This window comes from Pantoea sp. 9140, from assembly GCF_000745295.1.
Taxonomy (GTDB): domain Bacteria; phylum Pseudomonadota; class Gammaproteobacteria; order Enterobacterales; family Enterobacteriaceae; genus Pantoea; species Pantoea vagans.
Genome location: NZ_JQNO01000001.1, coordinates 2735519 through 2755027 on the forward strand (window position 1 = coordinate 2735519; position 19509 = coordinate 2755027).

The 19509-nt window shown below is 54.7% G+C and carries 16 protein-coding genes and 6 tRNA genes; 13 read left to right on the forward strand and 9 right to left on the reverse strand.

Features of this window, described 5'->3' with window-relative positions; all coding sequences use genetic code 11:
* Positions 1 to 162: 162 nt before the first annotated feature.
* Both FA92_RS12640 and FA92_RS12645 read left to right on the forward strand, forming a co-directional pair.
* Positions 163 to 1833, forward strand: a complete 1671-nt coding sequence (locus FA92_RS12640) for a sensor histidine kinase (RefSeq protein ID WP_013358640.1) — start codon at positions 163 to 165, stop codon at positions 1831 to 1833.
* Positions 1830 to 2558 (forward strand): LytTR family DNA-binding domain-containing protein, encoded by a 729-nt coding sequence (locus FA92_RS12645; protein WP_003848909.1) that lies wholly within the window; start codon positions 1830 to 1832, stop codon positions 2556 to 2558. Before FA92_RS12640 ends, FA92_RS12645 begins: the two co-directional genes overlap by 4 nt.
* A gap of 134 nt (positions 2559 to 2692) precedes the next feature.
* On the opposite strand, the gene glk is transcribed toward FA92_RS12645, so the two are convergent.
* Positions 2693 to 3658 (reverse strand): glucokinase, encoded by a 966-nt coding sequence (gene glk / locus FA92_RS12650; RefSeq protein ID WP_013358641.1) that lies wholly within the window; start codon positions 3656 to 3658, stop codon positions 2693 to 2695.
* A 160-nt stretch (positions 3659 to 3818) separates the two neighbouring features.
* A complete protein-coding gene (gene ipdC, locus FA92_RS12655; protein WP_033783808.1) occupies positions 3819 to 5471 on the reverse strand; it encodes an indolepyruvate decarboxylase in 1653 nt (550 codons plus the stop codon).
* Positions 5472 to 5690: 219 nt separating this feature from the next.
* Between ipdC and mgrA the strand changes: the two genes are divergently transcribed.
* Complete coding sequence (mgrA, locus tag FA92_RS12660; protein WP_033783809.1) at positions 5691 to 6680, forward strand: L-glyceraldehyde 3-phosphate reductase; 990 nt, start codon at positions 5691 to 5693, stop codon at positions 6678 to 6680.
* A 170-nt stretch (positions 6681 to 6850) separates the two neighbouring features.
* The gene (locus tag FA92_RS12665; protein WP_033783810.1) at positions 6851 to 7255 is read left to right on the forward strand and encodes a DUF2502 domain-containing protein; all 405 of its coding nucleotides are present in this window, start codon (positions 6851 to 6853) and stop codon (positions 7253 to 7255) included.
* A gap of 47 nt (positions 7256 to 7302) precedes the next feature.
* Here FA92_RS12665 and FA92_RS12670 read toward each other — a convergent pair whose 3' ends face one another.
* Entirely contained in the window at positions 7303 to 8544 is a 1242-nt protein-coding gene (locus FA92_RS12670) for an Nramp family divalent metal transporter (RefSeq protein ID WP_013358645.1), read from the reverse strand.
* A 369-nt stretch (positions 8545 to 8913) separates the two neighbouring features.
* Here FA92_RS12670 and FA92_RS12675 point away from each other — a divergent pair, with 369 nt between their 5' ends.
* Positions 8914 to 10104 carry a NupC/NupG family nucleoside CNT transporter gene (locus FA92_RS12675; RefSeq protein ID WP_013358646.1) on the forward strand — a complete coding sequence of 397 codons (1191 nt, stop codon included), beginning with the start codon at positions 8914 to 8916 and terminating at the stop codon, positions 10102 to 10104.
* Positions 10105 to 10428: 324 nt separating this feature from the next.
* On the opposite strand, the gene FA92_RS12680 is transcribed toward FA92_RS12675, so the two are convergent.
* Positions 10429 to 10504: transfer RNA gene (locus FA92_RS12680), tRNA-Ala, on the reverse strand.
* A gap of 44 nt (positions 10505 to 10548) precedes the next feature.
* Positions 10549 to 10624 (reverse strand) — tRNA-Ala (locus FA92_RS12685).
* 359 nt (positions 10625 to 10983) lie between these two features.
* Between FA92_RS12685 and FA92_RS12690 the strand changes: the two genes are divergently transcribed.
* Together FA92_RS12690 and FA92_RS12695 are read left to right on the forward strand one after the other, a co-directional pair.
* Positions 10984 to 11772, forward strand: coding sequence for a formate/nitrite transporter family protein (locus FA92_RS12690; protein ID WP_013358647.1), 789 nt, complete (start codon positions 10984 to 10986; stop codon positions 11770 to 11772).
* A 111-nt stretch (positions 11773 to 11883) separates the two neighbouring features.
* A complete protein-coding gene (locus tag FA92_RS12695; protein WP_013358648.1) occupies positions 11884 to 12237 on the forward strand; it encodes a YfeC-like transcriptional regulator in 354 nt (117 codons plus the stop codon).
* Positions 12238 to 12272: 35 nt separating this feature from the next.
* Here FA92_RS12695 and gltX read toward each other — a convergent pair whose 3' ends face one another.
* Positions 12273 to 13688, reverse strand: coding sequence for a glutamate--tRNA ligase (gene gltX, locus FA92_RS12700; RefSeq protein WP_013358649.1), 1416 nt, complete (start codon positions 13686 to 13688; stop codon positions 12273 to 12275).
* Between the two features lie 272 nt (positions 13689 to 13960).
* On the opposite strand from gltX, the gene FA92_RS12705 reads away from it, so the two are divergent.
* The 5 genes from FA92_RS12705 to FA92_RS12725 all read left to right on the forward strand — a co-directional run bounded on the left by FA92_RS12705 (position 13961) and on the right by FA92_RS12725 (position 15195).
* A tRNA-Val gene (locus tag FA92_RS12705) sits at positions 13961 to 14036 on the forward strand.
* A gap of 40 nt (positions 14037 to 14076) precedes the next feature.
* Positions 14077 to 14152 (forward strand) — tRNA-Val (locus FA92_RS12710).
* Between the two features lie 34 nt (positions 14153 to 14186).
* Positions 14187 to 14262, forward strand: a tRNA-Val gene (locus FA92_RS12715).
* A 4-nt stretch (positions 14263 to 14266) separates the two neighbouring features.
* Positions 14267 to 14342: transfer RNA gene (locus FA92_RS12720), tRNA-Lys, on the forward strand.
* A 511-nt stretch (positions 14343 to 14853) separates the two neighbouring features.
* Positions 14854 to 15195 (forward strand): FlxA-like family protein, encoded by a 342-nt coding sequence (locus tag FA92_RS12725; RefSeq protein ID WP_013358650.1) that lies wholly within the window; start codon positions 14854 to 14856, stop codon positions 15193 to 15195.
* Here FA92_RS12725 and FA92_RS12730 read toward each other — a convergent pair.
* Entirely contained in the window at positions 15192 to 16112 is a 921-nt protein-coding gene (locus FA92_RS12730; RefSeq protein ID WP_013358651.1) for a LysR family transcriptional regulator, read from the reverse strand. The genes FA92_RS12725 and FA92_RS12730 overlap by 4 nt on opposite strands.
* Before the next feature lie 95 nt (positions 16113 to 16207).
* Here FA92_RS12730 and FA92_RS12735 point away from each other — a divergent pair, with 95 nt between their 5' ends.
* Positions 16208 to 17218 carry a bile acid:sodium symporter family protein gene (locus FA92_RS12735; RefSeq protein WP_013358652.1) on the forward strand — a complete coding sequence of 337 codons (1011 nt, stop codon included), beginning with the start codon at positions 16208 to 16210 and terminating at the stop codon, positions 17216 to 17218.
* A gap of 27 nt (positions 17219 to 17245) precedes the next feature.
* On the opposite strand, the gene FA92_RS12740 is transcribed toward FA92_RS12735, so the two are convergent.
* Positions 17246 to 17464 carry a DUF3820 family protein gene (locus FA92_RS12740; RefSeq protein ID WP_033783813.1) on the reverse strand — a complete coding sequence of 73 codons (219 nt, stop codon included), beginning with the start codon at positions 17462 to 17464 and terminating at the stop codon, positions 17246 to 17248.
* 1 nt (position 17465) lies between these two features.
* The gene (gene ligA, locus FA92_RS12745; protein ID WP_033783815.1) at positions 17466 to 19484 is read right to left on the reverse strand and encodes an NAD-dependent DNA ligase LigA; all 2019 of its coding nucleotides are present in this window, start codon (positions 19482 to 19484) and stop codon (positions 17466 to 17468) included.
* Positions 19485 to 19509: the final 25 nt, after the last annotated feature.

Below are 19509 nucleotides of genomic sequence, written 5' to 3' on the forward strand. Positions count from 1 at the left end.
TTGTGCTCAACCTTTCCTCTTTTTATGCCCAGGCCATAAAAATTGATCTGAAACACGAAGTCCCGGCGTGATTGTGCGGGGCGCTAGCGGTTCGCGATCACATTTTTTATCATAGAGACACTTTCCATTGCCGACGAGCCGCCTGTGTCCTCCCACTTCACGATGTTACTGGCAGTATTTGACCGCGCCGCCCTGATGTTGATCTGCCTGTTCTTCCTGACGCGCACCCGCCCGTTTCGTCAGCTGCTGCAAAAAGATGAACACACCCGCGCGGAGAAAGTGGCGGTAACGGCCATCTTTTCCCTGTTTGCGCTGTTCAGTACCTGGTCGGGCGTTAATGTCGACGGTTCGCTGCTGAATGTGCGTGTCATCGCTGTTATGGCGGGCGGCATTCTGTTTGGTCCCTGGGTTGGCATCGCCACCGGTGTGATTGCGGGGCTGCACCGTTTTCTGATCGATATTCACGGCGTGACCTCGGTGCCCTGTCTGATTACCAGCATCATCGCCGGTATCGTCGCGGGCGGTATTAACCGGCGGGTGCTGAAAGAGCATCGCTGGCGTGCCGGTATCGTCGGCGGCATGCTGTGTGAAGCCCTGACGATGGTGCTGATCGTCCTGTGGGCGCGCCCAACTTCACTCGGGCTGGCGATTGTGTCGGAGATTGCGCTGCCCATGATCCTCGGTGCCTCCAGCATCGGTATCATTGTGTTGCTGGTGCAGAGCGTCGAGGGAGAGAAAGAGGCAATTGCCGCCCGTCAGGCCAAGCTGGCGCTGGAGATCGCCAACAAAACCCTGCCGCTGTTTCGTCAGGTAAACAGCGACTCGCTGCGCAACATCTGTGACATTATCCGGCGGGAGATCAAAGCCGATGCGGTGGCGATGACCGACAAAAAACAGATTCTGGCCTACGTCGGCTATGGCGAACATAACTATCAACATGGGGATGATGGCATCAGCCCCACCACGGCGCAGTCGATCGCCAGCGGTAAAATTATCATTAAAAACAACGACGAAGCGCACCGCACCAAAGATATCCATTCGATGATCGTCATCCCGCTGTGGGAAAAAGGCAAAGTCACCGGCACGCTGAAAATCTACTATCGCCGCGCGCACCGTATCACCGGCTCGCTGAAGGAGATGGCCATCGGCCTGTCGCAAATCATCTCTACCCAGCTTGAAGTGTCGCGCGCCGAGCAGCTACGTGAGATGGCCAATAAAGCGGAACTGCGCGCGCTGCAAAGTAAAATAAATCCCCATTTTCTGTTCAACGCCCTGAATGCCATTTCCTCTTCTATCCGGCTTAATCCCGATACCGCCCGCCAGCTGGTGATTAATCTGTCACGCTACCTGCGCTACAACCTGGAGCTAAACGATGATGAGCTAATCGATATCCGTAAGGAGCTATGGCAGGTCAAAGATTACATCGCCATTGAGCAGGCGCGGTTTGGCGATAAGCTGACGATGATCTATGACGTCGACGAAGATCTGCATTTTCTGCTGCCAAGTCTGCTGATCCAGCCGCTGGTGGAGAATGCGATTGTGCATGGCATCCAGCCCTGTAAAGGTAAAGGCGTGGTGACGCTGAGCGTGCGGGATCTGGGCGATCGGGTGCGGGTTTCAGTTCGGGATACCGGCCAGGGCATCAGTGACCAGGTGATGGAGCGAGTAGCACGCAATGAGATGCCCGGTAACAAAATTGGCCTGCTCAATGTGCATCATCGGGTAAAACTTCTGTCGGGTCAGGGACTGAACATCGTGCGGCACCAGCCGGGCACCGAGATTTCCTTTACGCTGAGTAAGAATGGCCAGCGCCTGGCGGAGAATCTGTTATGAAAGCCATTATTGTGGAAGATGAATTCCTGGCGCAGCAGGAGCTGAGCTGGATGATTCAGCATCACAGCAAAATCGAGATTGAAGCCTGCTTTGACGATGGCCTCGACGTACTGAAGTATCTGCAACAGCATCGGGTCGATGTAATTTTTCTCGACATCAACATTCCTTCGCTGGATGGCATGCTGCTGGCACAGAATATCCATCAGTTTGCGCACAAGCCGCTGATTGTCTTTATCACCGCGTGGAAAGAGCATGCGGTAGAGGCGTTTGAGCTGGAGGCGTTTGACTACATTCTCAAGCCTTATCAGGAGTCGCGGATTGTCACCATGCTGAACAAGCTGGAAGCCACGGCGCAGGCGCAGCAGGCGGTCAGCCATCTCAGCGCCACGCCAGCCCCGCAAACGGTCAACCTGATTAAAGATGAGCGCATTATCGTCACGGACGTGAATGACATTTACTACGTAGAAGCCCATGAAAAGCTGACGTTTGTGTACACGCGGCGCGAGTCTTACGTAATGTCGATGAATATTACCGAATTCTGTTCACGTCTGCCGGAGCAGCAGTTCTTCCGCTGCCACCGCTCTTACTGCGTCAGCCTCAGCAAGATCCGCGAAATTGAGCCGTGGTTTAACAACACCTATCTGCTGAAGCTGCGCGATCTGGAGTTTCAGGTGCCGGTGAGCCGCAGCAAGGTGAAGCAGTTTCGGCAACTGATGCGCCTGTAGCGCTGGAGTGGTGAATGTTTCAGGAGAACGTGTGGTGAAGCCGAGGATGATTTCCCGAACCCGCACAGCTGAAGCAGGCAGGCCAGGAAAATCAAACGCGCGCAAAGTGGGCGTGCGCGCGAGGTGTAACTGAATCAGATAATGCGACCCAGCGTCTGACGCAGATGCGCGCCCGCGCCCAGCAGGCCAGGCTGATCGTGCGTGATCATATAGACCGGTATGCTGGCAACATAGTCACGAAAGCGGCCTTTGTCTTCGAAAGCGGCACGGAAACCTGACGCCTTAAAGAACTCCAGGAAACGTGGCACGATGCCACCCGCAATGTAGACGCCACCAAAAGTGCCGAGGTTCAATGCCAGATTGCCACCGAAACGGCCCATGATGACGCAGAACATCGACAGCGCACGACGGCAGTCGATGCAGCTATCATCCAGCGCACGCTGGCTGACATCTTTTGGCTTCAGGTTTTCCGGCACACGATTATCGACTTTAACAATCGCACGATAGAGGTTAACCAGACCGGCACCGGACAGGATACGTTCTGCTGAAACATGGCCCAGCTCCTCACGCAGCACTTCCAGAATCTGATCTTCTTCTTCGCTGTTAGCGGCGAAATCGACATGACCGCCCTCACCTGGCAGGCTGACCCAGCGTTTGTCCACGTGCACCAGATGGCTGACGCCTAATCCGGTACCGGCACCATAAATCGCGATAGGCTTGTCTTTCACCGGGGCTGTGCCGCCAAACTGAATCACGTTGTCGGCGGTCAGCATCGGAATCGCCATGGATACCGCAGTGAAGTCGTTAATGATTTCCAGGTGTTCAAAACCGATGTTCTCTTTGAGCTTGCGCGTAGAAAACGCCCAGTCATGGTTGGTCATTTCAACCCAGTCATCGGTAATCGGGCAGGCGATAGCGATACAGCCATCTTTAACATCCTGCTGTTGTTCATCAAGATAGTGGCGGATGACGGCTTCGAGGCTGTCGTATTCTGATGTTGAGAATGTTTTGGCCTGGGTGATGCTGCCGCTTTCCACCTCACACAGGGCGAGGCGTGCGTTAGTACCGCCGACATCGCCGACCAAGGCATAGGTTGTCATTCTTCTGTTGCTCCGCTTGGGGTCTTAAGAGTTGGAGGACACTATAAATTTCTGCCCATAAAACAACAACGCTCACCGGTGCGATTGGTGAGCGTCTTACTCAGGTGTGCTACAGCCTAACCGCGATAGTCCACCCTGCACAGCGGCAACTATCTGAATCTTAGCCGCCGTTGCGTTGATTCAGGCAGGCGGTGACTTTTCGTAACAGTGGCGGCAAATCCTCTTTCTGCATGACCACCTCAACCAGCGACAGCCATTGAGGTGCGGAAAGTCGCGCCATCACCTCGTCTAACTGCACCGTTTCACTGATGCGCCAGCTCTGCGCCTGGCCCTGCAGACTCAGTGCGTGCGGTAAGGCCGTCCAGTTCCACTGAGCAATATCATTATAACGCTGTGTTGCGCCATGAATGGCCCGTTCGACGGTATAGCCTTCATTATTCAGCAAAAAGATAATCAGTCGCTGCTCATCCCGCAGCATTGAACCCAGTTCCTGAATCGTCAGCTGTGCCGAACCGTCGCCGATAATCAGGATAACCCGGCGATCGGGGTCAGCGGTCTGTGCGCCAAACGCTGCCGGAAGAGTATAGCCGATTGATCCCCATAATGGCTGAACCACCAGCTGCGCCTGCGAGGGCAGTCGCAACGCAGCGGCACCAAAAGCGGCTGTCCCCTGTTCCGCCAGAATCAGGTCACCGGGTTGCAGAAAAGCCTGCATCGCCTGCCAGAAAGCCTGCTGACTGATCACGGCGGCCGGTTCAGCCGGTTGCACGGCAGACGGTGCTATGGCGGGCTGCCACTGCTGGCCGTAGTGTTCAAACAGCGGTTGCAGCTCGCTCAGCGCATCCGCCATCGACAGCGGTGCAAAATGCTCACCGCCCACGCTGGCGCTGAAGGGTTGCAGATCGATCAGTCGCTCAGGCGCAAACTGCTGCGTAAATCCTGCTGTAATCGTGTCAGTGAAACGCACCCCGACGCAGATCGCCACATCCACCTGCTCAATCTGTCCGCACACCTGACTCGCACTGGCTTCACCGGCATAAGTCCCCACATAACCCGGCTGCTGCTCGTCCAGTACGCCTTTGCCCATCAGCAGGCTGGCGCAGGGAATCGCACTCTTTTCACGCAGCGCGGCCAGGGCAGATTGCTGCTGCCAGCGCAGCGCCAGAAAATCGGCCAGCAGTGAAACGCGCTCTGCCGGTGCCAGCAATTGCTCCGCCGCGTCGCGGAAAGCGCGGCGCGCAGCGGGCGAAGAGGATTGATGACGGTTCAGGGGCTGAACAGGTGGCTGCACCTCAATGGCTGCCACGTCAACGGCCAGCGACAGATAGCCGGGACGACGGGCCTGTAACGCGTGCTCTATTACCCTGTCAATTTCAGCAGTTGCATTGTCGGCAGTAAGTTGCGCCGTTGCGGCACTGACTTCGGCAGCCATGCGTATGAAATGCCGGAAATCGCCATCGCCCAGCGAATGGTGGACACAGTCACCCTGTAATTGCGCTGAAGTCGCAGGCGCGCCAACGATATGGATCACCGGCAGATACTCAGCATAACTGCCCGCGACGCCGTTAATCGCGCTGAGTTCGCCAACACCGAAGGTCGTTAACAGCGCGCCAGCACCGTTGCAGCGTGCGTAACCGTCCGCCGCATAGGCGGCATTAAGCTCATTGGCACAGCCCACCCAGCTGATTTCCGGATGGTCGATAACGCAGTCAAGAAACTGCAGGTTATAGTCGCCCGGCACGCCAAACAGATGCTTTATACCCATCTCCTGCAGACGGGTCAGCAGGTAGTCTCCAACAGTGAATGTGGACATTGCGCAATCCTTTCAGGGAAGAGTTGGGTTAAGTATCTGACAGCCGATGAAATTAGCGAGGAGTGCCACGCTTTCCGCCAGCCACAATGGCTGGAAAGCCGGCGTTACGCTGGCGGAATATTCTGTAAAAATGCGAACTGCTGCGCGCTGTCACTGAGTGTAACCGTATACACTGATAGACTTTTGGCACATACCCCCGTTTTTACTCAGGAGCGCTGAATGTCCTCTTTCCCCCATCCCGATCGCTATCAACAGATGGAATACCGTCGCAGCGGCCGCAGCGGCATTAAACTGCCCGCCATTTCGCTGGGACTGTGGCACAACTTTGGTGACAGCACCCGGGTCGATAACAGTCGTGAGCTGCTGCGTCATGCGTTTGACCTTGGCATCACCCATTTCGACTTAGCGAATAACTACGGCCCGCCACCGGGCTCAGCGGAGGAGAATTTCGGGCGTACTCTGCGGGAAGATTTTCGTGCCCATCGTGATGAGCTGATTATCTCCACTAAAGCGGGCTATACCATGTGGCAGGGGCCGTATGGCGACTGGGGTTCGCGCAAGTATCTGGTTGCCAGCCTGGATCAGAGCCTGAAGCGCATGGGGCTGGAGTATGTGGATATTTTCTATCATCACCGCCCCGATCCGGAAACGCCGCTGGAAGAAACCATGCGCGCGCTGGATCATGTGGTGCGCCAGGGCAAAGCGCTTTACGCTGCCCTTTCAAATTATCCGGCCGATCTTGCTGCCAGGGCAATTGCTATCCTGCGCGATCTCGGCACGCCTTGTCTGATCCACCAGCCGCGGTATTCGATGTTTGAGCGAACGCCTGAACAGGGATTGATTCAGACGCTGGGTGATGAGGGCGTCGGCTGTATTGCCTTCTCGCCGCTGGCGGGCGGCGTGCTCACCGATCGCTATCTGCAGGGCATTCCGGAAGATTCGCGTGCGGCCAGCGGCAGCAAATTCCTGACGGAGAATCAGTTGACGGATGAGAAGATGGAGAAGGTCCGAAAGCTGAATGTGATTGCGCAGCAGCGTGAGCAGAAGCTGGCGCAGATGGCGCTGGCGTGGGTGCTGCGCGATGATCGCGTCACCTCCGTGCTGATAGGGGCCAGTAAAACGGCCCAGATCGATGACGCGGTGGCCATGCTCGCCCGACGTCAGTTCAGCGACACGGAGTTAGCGGCGATTGACGCGGCCCTGCTGTAATTTTTCCCTGCCCGGCGCAGGCCGGGTGTTTTGTCGCCAGAATAGTCTCAATCCCCTTTCTCTCCCCAATTTCCTCACAATCTTCCGACACAATGATGCGGTAACGACAGCATTACGCAGGCATAATCACTGCGCCGCAACAGCATCAGACTGTTGATGAGGAGAATATAATGAAAAGAGCTCTTATTTTTGCTGCCCTGCTGGCGGTGTTGTCGCCGCTGGCAAACCACACAGCTGAGGCCTCCAGTGCCTCTATTACTCTGGCCCCCGGCGTTACGCTGAATCTGGGTGATCGCGACAATCGTGGTTATTACTGGGATGGCGGTCGCTGGCGTGAACCGCGCTGGTGGAATGATCGTTATTCCTATAACGAACGCCGCTGGTGGCGACACGAAGAGTGGCGTCGTCAGCAGCAGTGGGAGCGTGAACGTCGCTGGCATGAGCGCGACCGTGAGCGCCGCTGGGAACATCAGCATCGCCGCGATCGTGACTGGGATCGTCATGACCGTCGCGGGCCAGGCCCGCGTGGTTTTGGGCCTGGTGGTCCCGATCATCACGGACACGATCGCCACTAACAAAAAACGCCCGGCAAATGCCGGGCGTTTTTTTGTTTCCAGGACCCTTACAGCCCCAGCGCTTCGCCCACCAGCAGATAAAGATTCAGCGCAATCACCAGCAACACGATCAGTCGTCCGGTGTTCTGCATCAGGCGCGAGTTCACCATATCATCGCCCATCAGCTCGCGGTTGCCGGTAAAGGAGAGCAGAGGAATCAGCGCCAGCGCAATACCGAAGCTCAGCAGCACCTGACTCATCACCAGCACCTTTGTTGGATCCCAGCCAGCCCAGATAACAATAAAGGAAGGCAGCATGGTGACAGTTCGCCGCACCCAGAGCGGAATATGGAAACGGATAAAGCCCTGCATCACCACCTGTCCCGCCAGCGTGCCGACCACCGTTGAGGAGAGTCCGGCAGCCACCAGGCTCAGACCAAATACCGTCGCCGCCGCCTGACCTAACAACGGCTGCAGCGTCAGATAGGCCTGGTCAAGCTCAGCGATTTTGCTGTGACCGCTGAAGTGGAAGGCCGCCGCCGCGGTAGCCATCATCGCCAGGTTAACGAATCCGGCGATGGTCATGGCAATCGCCACATCCAGTTTGGTTGAAGAGTAACGCTGGCCTTTGCTGTCCTCACTTTTGCCCTGCGTCAGTGCGGAGTGCAGATAGATTACGTGCGGCATAATGGTCGCGCCCAGCACACCGGCTGCCAGGAAAACGGCATCCGACGTCGGTAGCGCGGGCAGCGCCATGCCGACCACCAGCTCTTTGACATTGGGCTGAGAAAAGAAGAGTTCGACGATATAAGCCGCCGCCACAAACAGCAGCAGTCCGCCAATTACCAGCTCCAGCGGTTTCTGACCGCGGCTCTGTAACATCAATATCAGGAACGTGGCGATGCCGGTCAGCACCGCGCCCTGCATCAGTGAGATACCGAGCAACAGCTTGAAGCCCAGCGCCGCGCCGATAAACTCCGCAAGGTCGGTGGCCATCGCAATAATTTCTGCCTGCACCCAGTAAAACCAGACGGCGGGACGAGGAAAGCGATCGCGGATATGCTCGGCGAGATTTTTGCCGGTGGCGATACCCAGCTTAGCGGACATCAGCTGGATCAGCATGGCCATGATGTTGGCCCACACCACTACCCACAGCAATTTGTAGCCGTAAGCAGCGCCCGCCTGAATGTTGGTCGCAAAGTTGCCCGGATCGATATAGCCGATAGCGGCAATAAAGGCGGGGCCCAGCAGTGCGAGTTTGACTTTTCTGACTCCGCGAGCGGCGCGCTCGGCGGTACGACTTTCAAACATATCCGGTACCCTGTCTGAACATTTGCCTGCCCCGCCAGCTTAGGGGTTAGCATGTGCAAGTGAAATTCGTTTATTGTTATCGGTGTAATAGATGCTGCTATAAAGTATAGCCATTGCTATATCTTACAGTAAAGGAGGTGATTGCTAAAAATGTGAGCAATAGTGTCACTCTACGCCCCGTGTAAAATATAGACAATAATTATGTGGTTATCTGGCGTGAATAATTTGTAAACAGGACGTGATCTCTGGAACTTTTCTGGAAAATATAGCGATAGCGAATACTTATATTGTGGTTCAGATCTCGTTTTTAAGTAACGCGTTACATAGAATACGCAACAAAATACAACCCTCCTCAAATTTGGAGCAACCATGTCCCATATTTTGCAATTTCTTTTAGCACTGGTGGTGGTCGGGATACTCTCCTTGCTGGTCAGTCACGATCGTAAAAGCATTCGCATTCGCTACATTATACAGCTACTGGTGATTGAAATTGTGCTCGCCTGGTTCTTCCTGAACTCAGAAGCGGGACTGGGTTTCGTCAAAGGCTTCGCGGGCTTCTTCGATCATCTGTTGAAGTATGCGGCTCAGGGAACCAACTTTGTCTTCGGCAACATGAGCGACAAAGGTCTGGCCTTCTTCTTCCTCAACGTACTGTGCCCAATCGTCTTTATCTCTGCCCTGATCGGTATTCTGCAGCACTTCCGTATCCTGCCGTGGGTGATCCGCGGTATCGGTACCGTGCTGTCGAAAGTGAATGGCATGGGAAAACTGGAATCTTTCAACGCCGTGAGTTCTCTGATACTGGGACAGTCAGAAAACTTCATCGCCTATAAAGATATCCTGGGCAAGATGTCACAGCGCCGCATGTACACCATGGCCGCTACCGCAATGTCCACCGTTTCGATGTCTATCGTCGGCGCCTACATGACGATGCTGCAGCCAAAATATGTGGTCGCTGCACTGGTGCTCAACATGTTCAGTACCTTTATCGTGCTGTCGCTGATCAACCCGTACCGTGTTGAGAACGAAGAAGATCTGCAGCTGCAGGATCTGCATAAAGGTCAGAGCTTCTTCGAGATGCTGGGCGAATATATCCTGGCCGGTTTCCGCGTCGCGATTATCGTCGCCGCCATGCTGATTGGCTTTATCGCGCTGATTTCAGGCCTGAATGCGCTGTTTGATCTGATCTTCGGCATCAGCTTCCAGGGCGTTCTCGGCTTTGTCTTCTATCCGTTTGCCTGGATGATGGGTGTGCCTTCTGGCGAAGCGCTGCAGGTCGGCAGCATTATGGCGACCAAGCTGGTATCGAATGAGTTTGTAGCCATGATGGATCTGCAGAAAATCGCGGGTCAGTTGTCGCCAAATTCAGAAGGTATTCTGTCCGTGTTCCTGGTGTCATTCGCCAACTTCTCTTCAATCGGCATCGTGGCCGGTGCGATTAAAGGTCTGAACGAAGAACAGGGTAACGTGGTTTCCCGCTTTGGCCTGAAGCTGCTGTACGGCTCTACGCTGGTCAGCGTGCTCTCCGCCGCTATCGCCGGTCTGGTTCTGGCGTTCTGATACGGTTCTGAGCAATAAAGGGCGAGCCTGGCTCGCCCTTTTCATTTTGCGCCATCCCTGCTCAGCTTCCGCTGATTCACCCTTTCCGCGTTGCCTCTTCTTTTACATACCTGCTTCCACTGCACACCCTGGTCACGTCTGGAGTTAACCCATGCGCGACGGACAGCACAATGTCCCGCCAGGGGTGCTGGAGGCGTCGCAGAAAGTATTGCCAGTAAATAGCGTACGCAGCAGCATAATGTAAATCGCAATGAATATAGATTCGCAGGAAAAGGCGAGTGAAAGAGAAATTGGAAAGGATTTTGACAACAACGTGTCAGAAAGTGGTGGAGATAAGCGGGATCGAACCGCTGACCTCTTGCATGCCATGCAAGCGCTCTCCCAGCTGAGCTATACCCCCACATCTGGAATCGTTTTTCAGTGCCAAACTTTTGGGAAGAAGTTTGGTGGAGCTAAGCGGGATCGAACCGCTGACCTCCTGCATGCCATGCAGGCGCTCTCCCAGCTGAGCTATAGCCCCGAACCGAAAAACTGTCGCGTTAAGCGACGGACGGCATAATATGAAACCGCCTCCAGGGTGTCAACGGCAAAATGACATTCTCTGTTTGATCGCTGAAAAAGGCGGCAACCTGCGAAGTTTCAGCAGCATGCCGCAGCTGAAAATCATGTCTGTTCCGGCAGGGCCGTTTTTTAACTGTTATTCAGTCTGCCGTCAGGTTAATTCCCGGTTAAATATGTTATAGGAATTTTCTTGTCTTCGTCTTTTTCGCATGCAAAACTTAGCCCGCTAATTTAGTGGTCACCGGGACCCTCTCCCGCACACCACGCGTCCACCAGGCGTTATCGTCCCATTAATCATAAAAAAACTATTGAGATACTATGTCGCTGCATACACCTAAAGAAATCGCACAACTGGCGATCCAGTCAGGCGTGGCAAAAAGCCGTGCGCCTGTCAGCATCCTTCTGATTCTCGGCTTCATGGCGGGCGCATTTATTGCGACTGGCTTCCTGCTGGATCTTCACGTCATCAACACCCTGCCGGCTGAATGGGGCTCATTTGGTGGCCTGTTAGGTGCCGCTGTCTTCCCGGTAGGTATCATCATGACCGTGCTGGCAGGGGGTGAGCTGCTGACAGGTAATATGATGACCCTGCCGGTAGCCTGGTTCGCCCGCCGCATCAGCTTTATGAGCGTGGCGCGGAACTGGTTCTGGGTGACTCTGGCAAACTTCCTCGGCAGCGTGGCTGTCGCCTGGTTCTTTGGCCATATGCTGGGCATGACCGAAGGCGATTACCTGAAAAAGACCGTTGCGATTGCCTCTGCAAAAGTCCATGCCGATTTCCTGCACGCCTTTATTTCGGGCATTGGCTGTAACTGGCTGGTGTGCCTGGCAGTGTGGCTGGCGTTTGCCAGTAAAGATGTGGTCGGCAAGATCTTCGGCATGTGGTTCCCGGTGATGGCGTTTGTTGCCATTGGCTTCCAGCACGTTGTCGCCAACATGTTTATCATCCCGGCCGCCATTTTTGCCGGTCAGATGAGCTGGGCAGAGTATCTGCCTAACTTTGTTGCCGTCTTCCTGGGCAATGCCGTGGGCGGTGCCGTCTTCGTTGGCCTGGCTTACTTCCTTGCCTTCCGCCCAGCCGCAGAACCTGCCAGCAACCCGCAGTAATCCTGTTTTGCCTTTTGTCAAAAGACAAAAGGCAATTTCAGCCTCAGTTACTTTCCCCCGTTACGTTTTGCTGTAATATGTACCGCTAATGTATTTAACAGGGATAGCATCGTGAAAAAGGAATGGCTTACTCCCGAAGAGCTGGCTGCAGAAACGGGTTACAGTCGGCAAACGGTGAATAAATGGATTAAGCGAGAGAACTGGACAACTACGCCAAAGCCCGGTGTACAAGGCGGTAAGGCGCGTCTGATTCATATTGATGAACGCGTAAAAAGTTTTATTCAGTCGACACGCAATCTCAACGAACCCGCCGCGACCTATGGTGCAGTGGCGAATTCTTTACCTGCGTTATTGATAAGTTCCATCCAGCAAATGAGTCAGGATGAACAGGATCAGTTCACCGCGTTAATCTTACGTGAAGGGATTAAGGGCGTAATGCAGCGTCTGGGAATTGGTGAAGAGTAAAGAAACCGGAAGCGTGACGCTTCCGGCTAAGTTTATTAAGCCTGTGCTTCCCGCTCACTGATAAAGGCCAGAGCCTGCTCAATACGTGCCACACTGCGGCTGCGGCCAATCGCTTCAACAGTGACGTCCAGACCCGGTGACTGACCGGCGCCGGTCACCGCCACACGCAGCGGCATGCCGACTTTACCCATACCGACTTCCAGCTCATCGGCGGTGCTCTGAATCGCCTGATGGACGTTTTCAGCGTTCCACTCAGTGATTGCGGCCAGCTTATCGCGCACCACTTCCAGTGGCTGACGCGCCACCGGACGAAGATGTTTCTTCGCGGCATCAGCATCAAACTCTGCAAAGTCTTCATAGAAGTAGCGACAGGACGCCGCCATCTCTTTCAGCGTTTTACAGCGCTCGCCCAGCAGGCTAACCAGTTTCGCCAGTTCCGGCCCGGTGCGGGTATCAATTTTCTGCTCTTCAATATGCCACTGCAGATGCGTCGCCACATATTCTGGCGGCAGCGTATTAATGTAGTGATGGTTCAGCCACTGCAGTTTCTCGGTGTTGAACGCACTGGCAGACTTGCTGACGGCATCCAGAGTAAACAGCTCAGTCATTTCAGGCACGCTGAAAATTTCCTGATCGCCATGTGACCAGCCCAGACGAACCAGGTAGTTGAGCAACGCTTCTGGCAGATAGCCATCATCACGATACTGCATTACCCCTACCGCGCCATGACGCTTGGAGAGCTTTTTGCCATCATCGCCCAGGATCATCGAAACATGGGCATAGACCGGAACCTGTGCGCCAATGGCTTTGAGAATGTTGATCTGACGCGGTGTGTTGTTGATGTGGTCTTCACCGCGAATAACGTGCGTGATGCCCATATCCCAGTCATCCACCACGACGCAGAAGTTATAGGTTGGCGAACCATCGGTACGGCGGATAATCAGATCATCCAGTTCCTGGTTGCTGAACTCAATCGGACCACGGATCTGGTCGTCGAAGATGACCGATCCTTCCTGCGGGTTGCGGAAGCGCACCACACACGGCTCGTCATCGGCATGATGTTCATGGCTGTCACGGCAGCGGCCGTCGTAACGCGGCTTTTCGTTGTTGGCCATCTGCTCTTCACGCAGGGCTTCCAGACGCTCTTTAGAGCAGTAGCATTTGTAAGCCGTGCCCGCTTCCAGCATTTCATCAATGACCGCGTTGTAGCGATCAAAACGTTTAGTCTGGTAGTAAGGGCCTTCGTTCCAGTCCAGACTGAGCCAGTTCATGCCATCCATGATGGCTTCGATAGCTTCCGGCGTGGAGCGTTCCAGATCGGTATCTTCAATACGCAGCACAAACTCGCCCTGGTTATGACGGGCAAAGAGCCAGGAGTAAAGTGCGGTACGGGCGCCACCGACATGCAGATAGCCGGTCGGGCTGGGCGCGAAGCGTGTTTTGATTTTCATTGAGTATTGCCTTAGATGCGCGGGTTCTCTGTCTGGATGACAAAAAACAGGTTAGACGCGAAAAAACAGTGGGCACATTCTAGCATCTGACGGTGAATCCTCAATGCATGCACGCCGGTTGCCCTCCGGGAAAAGGGGCTTTTCTGCCAGTAAAACCAGCACATTGACTAAAAGCGCGACAGGATGTTTAAAAATAAACCGAACGCACATTTATGTTTTAAAAAGCGTTGACTCAAAATCAACTATCCCTATAATGCGACTCCACACAGCGGGGGTGATTAGCTCAGTTGGTAGAGCATCTCCCTTACAAGGAGGGGGTCGGCGGTTCGAACCCGTCATCACCCACCACTCTTAACAGGGTGCCCGCAGTGAACAGGTATGAAGATATGGGTGATTAGCTCAGTTGGTAGAGCATCTCCCTTACAAGGAGGGGGTCGGCGGTTCGAACCCGTCATCACCCACCATATCTTGCCTGTTAGCAGTATCGAAGTACGAAGTGGGTGATTAGCTCAGTTGGTAGAGCATCTCCCTTACAAGGAGGGGGTCGGCGGTTCGAACCCGTCATCACCCACCACTTCGGGTCGTTAGCTCAGTTGGTAGAGCAGTTGACTTTTAATCAATTGGTCGCAGGTTCGAATCCTGCACGACCCACCAATTCAGAATAAAGCGCCTTTTAGGCGCTTTTTTCGTTTCCGGGGCATGGATTTCACCGTGCAGGATGAGAACCTGCGACAGCATCACCCGGAGGGCGAGGCCCAGGATGGGCCTAGGCTATCCTGCACGACCCACCCATTCAGAATAAAGCGCCTTTTGGGCGCTTTATTCGTTTCTGCCTTAACCCCAGGTTGGTTCCCATTCTTTCCAGCAACGTTAGGTTTTTAAAAACGCGCTGGCTCAGGGAGCGCAGGCCTTTCGCAAAGACGCAAAATCGCCATCCATGGCAGGCTCAGCGCGGCACATCCCTGTCCCGCGATGCTTTGCTACAGGCCTGTGCTCCCATCGCTTTGAACGTATTAGCTGTCTGTTAGCCTTTCTGGTGCCTGTTTTGTTTCTGCTACGCGGATTTAATACCTCATTGCGTCTTTGCAAAACATTAACACTCTGGGCTCTCAAGTCGTTTCGCAGCGTGCCGATAACGTATGTGACCACTTACAGGGAGAAAATGATGTCTTCAATTTCCGGAATTTTAAGCAGTGCGGTCAGTAGCGGTGACAGCGGCGGCGGCAGTGTGGCCTCGCAGGTTGCGGCACTGAATAAACAGATTCAGGGTGTGTTAACGCAGGTTAAGGAGCTGGCTGACAATAAAGAACTGACTGACGAACAGAAGTCTGAGATGCAGCAGATGTACCAGTCACAAATCACCATGCTGCAGGCACAGATTGCACAGCTGGAACAGAAGCAGGCTGAGCAGGATCAGCCAAAAAGTGACAGTTCGCCCGTCAGTGAGATCAAAGCGGACGGGATTAACCGCCCAACCGATACTAACAAAGTTGACGTTTATATCTAAAACGCCGGTTTAACCGCGCGTTGTTGCGCCAGCAGCATCGCCTGCTGGCGCACCTCCTGCCAGATCGCTTCGGCAGCCGGCGTCAGCGAGCGGTTTTTACGTTTAATTAGCGTCAGGCTACGATTGATTTCCGGATAGAGACGCCGCACCGTGAGGGCGCGATCCGCTGGTAAGGGTAACGCCAGCGCAGGCAGAATACTGATGCCGATTCCCACCTGCACCATCGGGAACAACGTGGCGGGATGACCAATCTCCTGCACGACTTCAGCCCTGATATTCTGCTGCTGCATTGCCGCATCAATCAAAACCCGACTGCCGGAAGCGTAATCCTGCAATACCATCGTGCGACCATCAAGCATCGCCCATTCAGCCCTTTCCACTTTCGCCAGCGGATCATCTTCGCGACATAACAGCAGGAAAGGCTCATCCAGAATCGCGATGCTATCGAAATCGCTGTCGCTGAGCGGCCCAATCACGATGCCGAAATCGACTTCGGCGTTACGCACACTTTGCAGCACCCATTGCTGGGCGCGATCGTGAAGAATCACTTTGATATCGGGAAAATGGTGCTGGCTGGCGGCCAGACATTGCGGCATCAGATGCGCGGAAATGGTCTGGCTGGCTGCCACTCTGACCGTACCACTGCGCTGCTCGCCAAAACTTCGGATGTCCAGTAGCGTGGTATGAATCTCCTCCAGCAGGCGCTCCATGCGTGACGCCAGCTGTTTTCCCGCCTCTGTCAGCATCACCTCCCGGGTGGTTCTGTCCAGCAACCGCACGCCGGTTTCGGCTTCCAGCTCTTTAATACTGTGGCTGACTGCCGACTGGCTCAGGCCTATCGCCTGCCCTGCCTGACTGAAGCCACCATAGTGGGCCACGGCAATAAACGTTCGCAGCTGACGCAGGGTATAATTCATCGATTGCGCTCATAGATTAATTCAATAAATCAATTTTATTTCTAAAACTACTTGCCGCACAATCGCGCTATTGAATAATTTACCGGAATTTAGCAATGGGCTTTCTAAAACTCGATCCGATGATGGTTAAACTGATCATCACCGTGCTGCTGGCCTCTTTCCTGCCAGCAAAAGGGATCTACGTTGATATCTTCAGTTACCTCGCGACGGCAGCGATAGCGCTGCTGTTCTTTATGCACGGTGCCAAACTTTCGCGTGAAAAGATCATCGCAGGCAGCAGTCACTGGCAGTTGCATCTGTGGATCATGTTCAGCACCTTTGTGCTGTTTCCGGCACTGGGTCTGCTGCTGGTCTGGTGGCATCCGGTTGATGTCGGTCCGGAAATTTACACTGGTTTTATCTACCTCTGTATCCTGCCGGCTACCGTCCAGTCTGCCATCGCCTTTACCTCAATGGCGGGCGGGAATGTCGCGGCAGCGGTGTGCAGCGCCTCGGCATCGAGCCTGCTGGGTGTGTTTATTTCACCGTTGCTGGTGAATCTGGTCATGGATATCCACAGCAGCGCGCCGAGTGATGGTCTGGAGCAAATCGGTAAGATTATGCTGCAACTGATGGTGCCTTTCATTCTGGGTCACCTCTCACGTCGCTGGATCGGTGGCTGGATTGAGAAACACCGTAGCCTGATTGGCAAAACTGACCAGACTTCGATTCTGCTGGTAGTCTATTCCGCCTTCAGTGAAGCCGTGGTGAACGGCATCTGGCATCGCGTTGGATTAATGACGCTGGTGTGGATTGTGGCCGGTTCCATTATTCTGCTGACCGCCGTGCTGCTCATCAATCTGCTGGCTTCGCGTCTGTTCCGCTTTAAGCGCGCCGATGAAATCGTGGTGTTGTTTTGTGGCTCGAAGAAGAGTCTGGCGAATGGCGTGCCGATGGCGAATATTCTGTTCCCGGCCAGTACGGTGGGGATTATTGTGCTGCCGCTGATGATTTTCCATCAGGTACAACTGATGGTCTGCTCGTTTATCGCCGGACGCTACAAGAAGACCAATGAGAAACAGCAGGCTCTGCAGGTGAAAGATTCAGTGATGGAGTCTCAGAAGTAAAACCGTTGCCCGCCTGTGCGGGCACGATTATGTGCGGGTCTGGAGCGGCTTAACTAATCCCTCCAGGCCCTCTGCTTTTATGGTCAGGGTCAGTTGCATAAGATCACCAAGCTGACCAGACGGAAAGTCGCCACTGCGGGCAAACCAGAGCAGATAAGGCTCAGGCAGATCGATCAGCATCCGCCCTTTGTATTTGCCAAACGGCATAGGCGTATTGGCTATCGCCACCAGCTGATGCTCATCCATTTCAGGCACCCAGCAGGCGGATCATTTCCGCTTCATCAATCACTTCAATGCCCAGCTCCTGTGCTTTCGCCAGCTTTGAACCGGCCGCTTCACCGGCAATCAGCAGATCGGTTTTCTTCGATACGCTGCCGCTGACTTTTGCCCCCAGCGCGATAAGCTGCGCTTTGGCATCATCGCGGTTCATCTGCGACAGCGAACCGGTCAGCACCACCGTTTTACCGGCAAATGGACTGTCGATCTCTTCGGCTTTCACCACGACCACCTGCGGCCAGTGAATGCCGATGTCGTCTGTCAGCTGGCGGATAACCTCACGGTTGCTCTCCTCCTCCATGAAGTTGCGCACGTGTGCGGCAACGACTTTGCCGACATCCGGCACGGCAATCAGCGCCTCAAGATCGGCATCCATCACCTTTTGCAATTCACCAAAATGGTTAGCCAGATTGGCGGCAGTAGCCTCACCCACTTCGCGAATGCCCAGCGCATAAAGGAAACGCGCCAGCGTGGTCGACTTCGCTTTCTCCAGCGCGTCGACGATATTCTGCGCCGATTTCGGGCCCATACGATCCAGGCCTGTCAGCTTGCCGGCCGTGAGACGGAACAAATCGGCAGGCGTATCGACGTACTCTTTTTCCACCAGCTGATCGATAATCTTATCGCCCATACCGTCCACATCCAGCGCCCGACGCGAGACAAAGTGCTTCAGTGCCTCTTTACGTTGCGCACCGCAGATCAGACCGCCAGTGCAGCGCGTGACTGACTCGCCTTCGACCCGCTCCACCTCGGAACCACAGACCGGGCAATGGGCAGGAAAGACTACTTCACGCGTCTCTTCAGGGCGTTCAGCGATCACTACGTTGACCACCTGCGGGATCACATCACCGGCACGGCGAATCACCACACGGTCGCCAATGCGTAATCCCAGCCGCTCAATTTCATCCGCATTATGCAGCGTGGCATTGCTGACGATGACGCCTGCCACCTGCACCGGCTCAAGACGAGCCACCGGCGTGATAGCGCCCGTGCGGCCAACCTGGAATTCGACGTCACGTACCCAGGTCAGCTGTTCCTGTGCCGGGAATTTGAAGGCAATCGCCCAGCGCGGTGCCCGCGCCACAAAGCCCAGTTGCTCCTGTAATGCCTGTGAATCGACCTTGATCACCACGCCATCAATATCGAACCCCAGGTTCGGACGCTGTTGCTCAATATCCCGATAGAAAGCCAGGGCTTCTTCGGCGTTGTTCACCAGCTTAATGCGGTCGCTGACCGGCAGGCCCCAGGCTTTGAACTGTTGCAGGCGCCCCATGTGACTATGCGGCATCTCCCCGCCTTCCAGCAGGCCAAAACCGTAGCAGAAGAAAGTTAATGGACGTTTAGCGGTAATGCGCGGATCAAGCTGACGCAGAGAGCCTGCCGCTGCGTTGCGCGGGTTAGCAAAAACTTTGCCGTCAGTGCGTCGCGCTTCCTCATTCAGCTTTTCGAAGCCGCGCTGCGTCATAAATATTTCACCGCGGACTTCCAGCCGGGCCGGAATATTGTCGCCTTTTAGCCGCAGCGGAATCGCGCGAATGGTACGAACGTTGGCGGTAATGTTCTCGCCGGTAGTACCGTCACCGCGCGTCGCGGCCCGGACCAGCAGGCCATTTTCATACATCAGGCTGACCGCAGCGCCATCGAGCTTGAGTTCACAGCAGTAGGTAATGTCGTCACTGCTTTTCAGCCGATCCTGCACCCGCTTGTTGAAAGCCATGAACGTGGCTTCATCAAAGGCGTTGTCCAGCGACAGCATCGGGACTTCGTGGCGGACCTGCTCAAATACCGTTAGCGGCGCAGCACCTACGCGTTGCGTCGGCGAGTCCGGGGTAATGAGATCGGGGTGTTCCTCTTCCAGCTGACGCAGTTCACGCATCAGACGATCATATTCGGCATCCGGCACTTCCGGCGCATCCATGACGTGATAGAGATATTCGTGATGGCGCAACGTGGTGCGCAGTTCGGTGATGTGATCCTGGACGGATTTCATATAGCCCCATCAGATAAAAAACCCC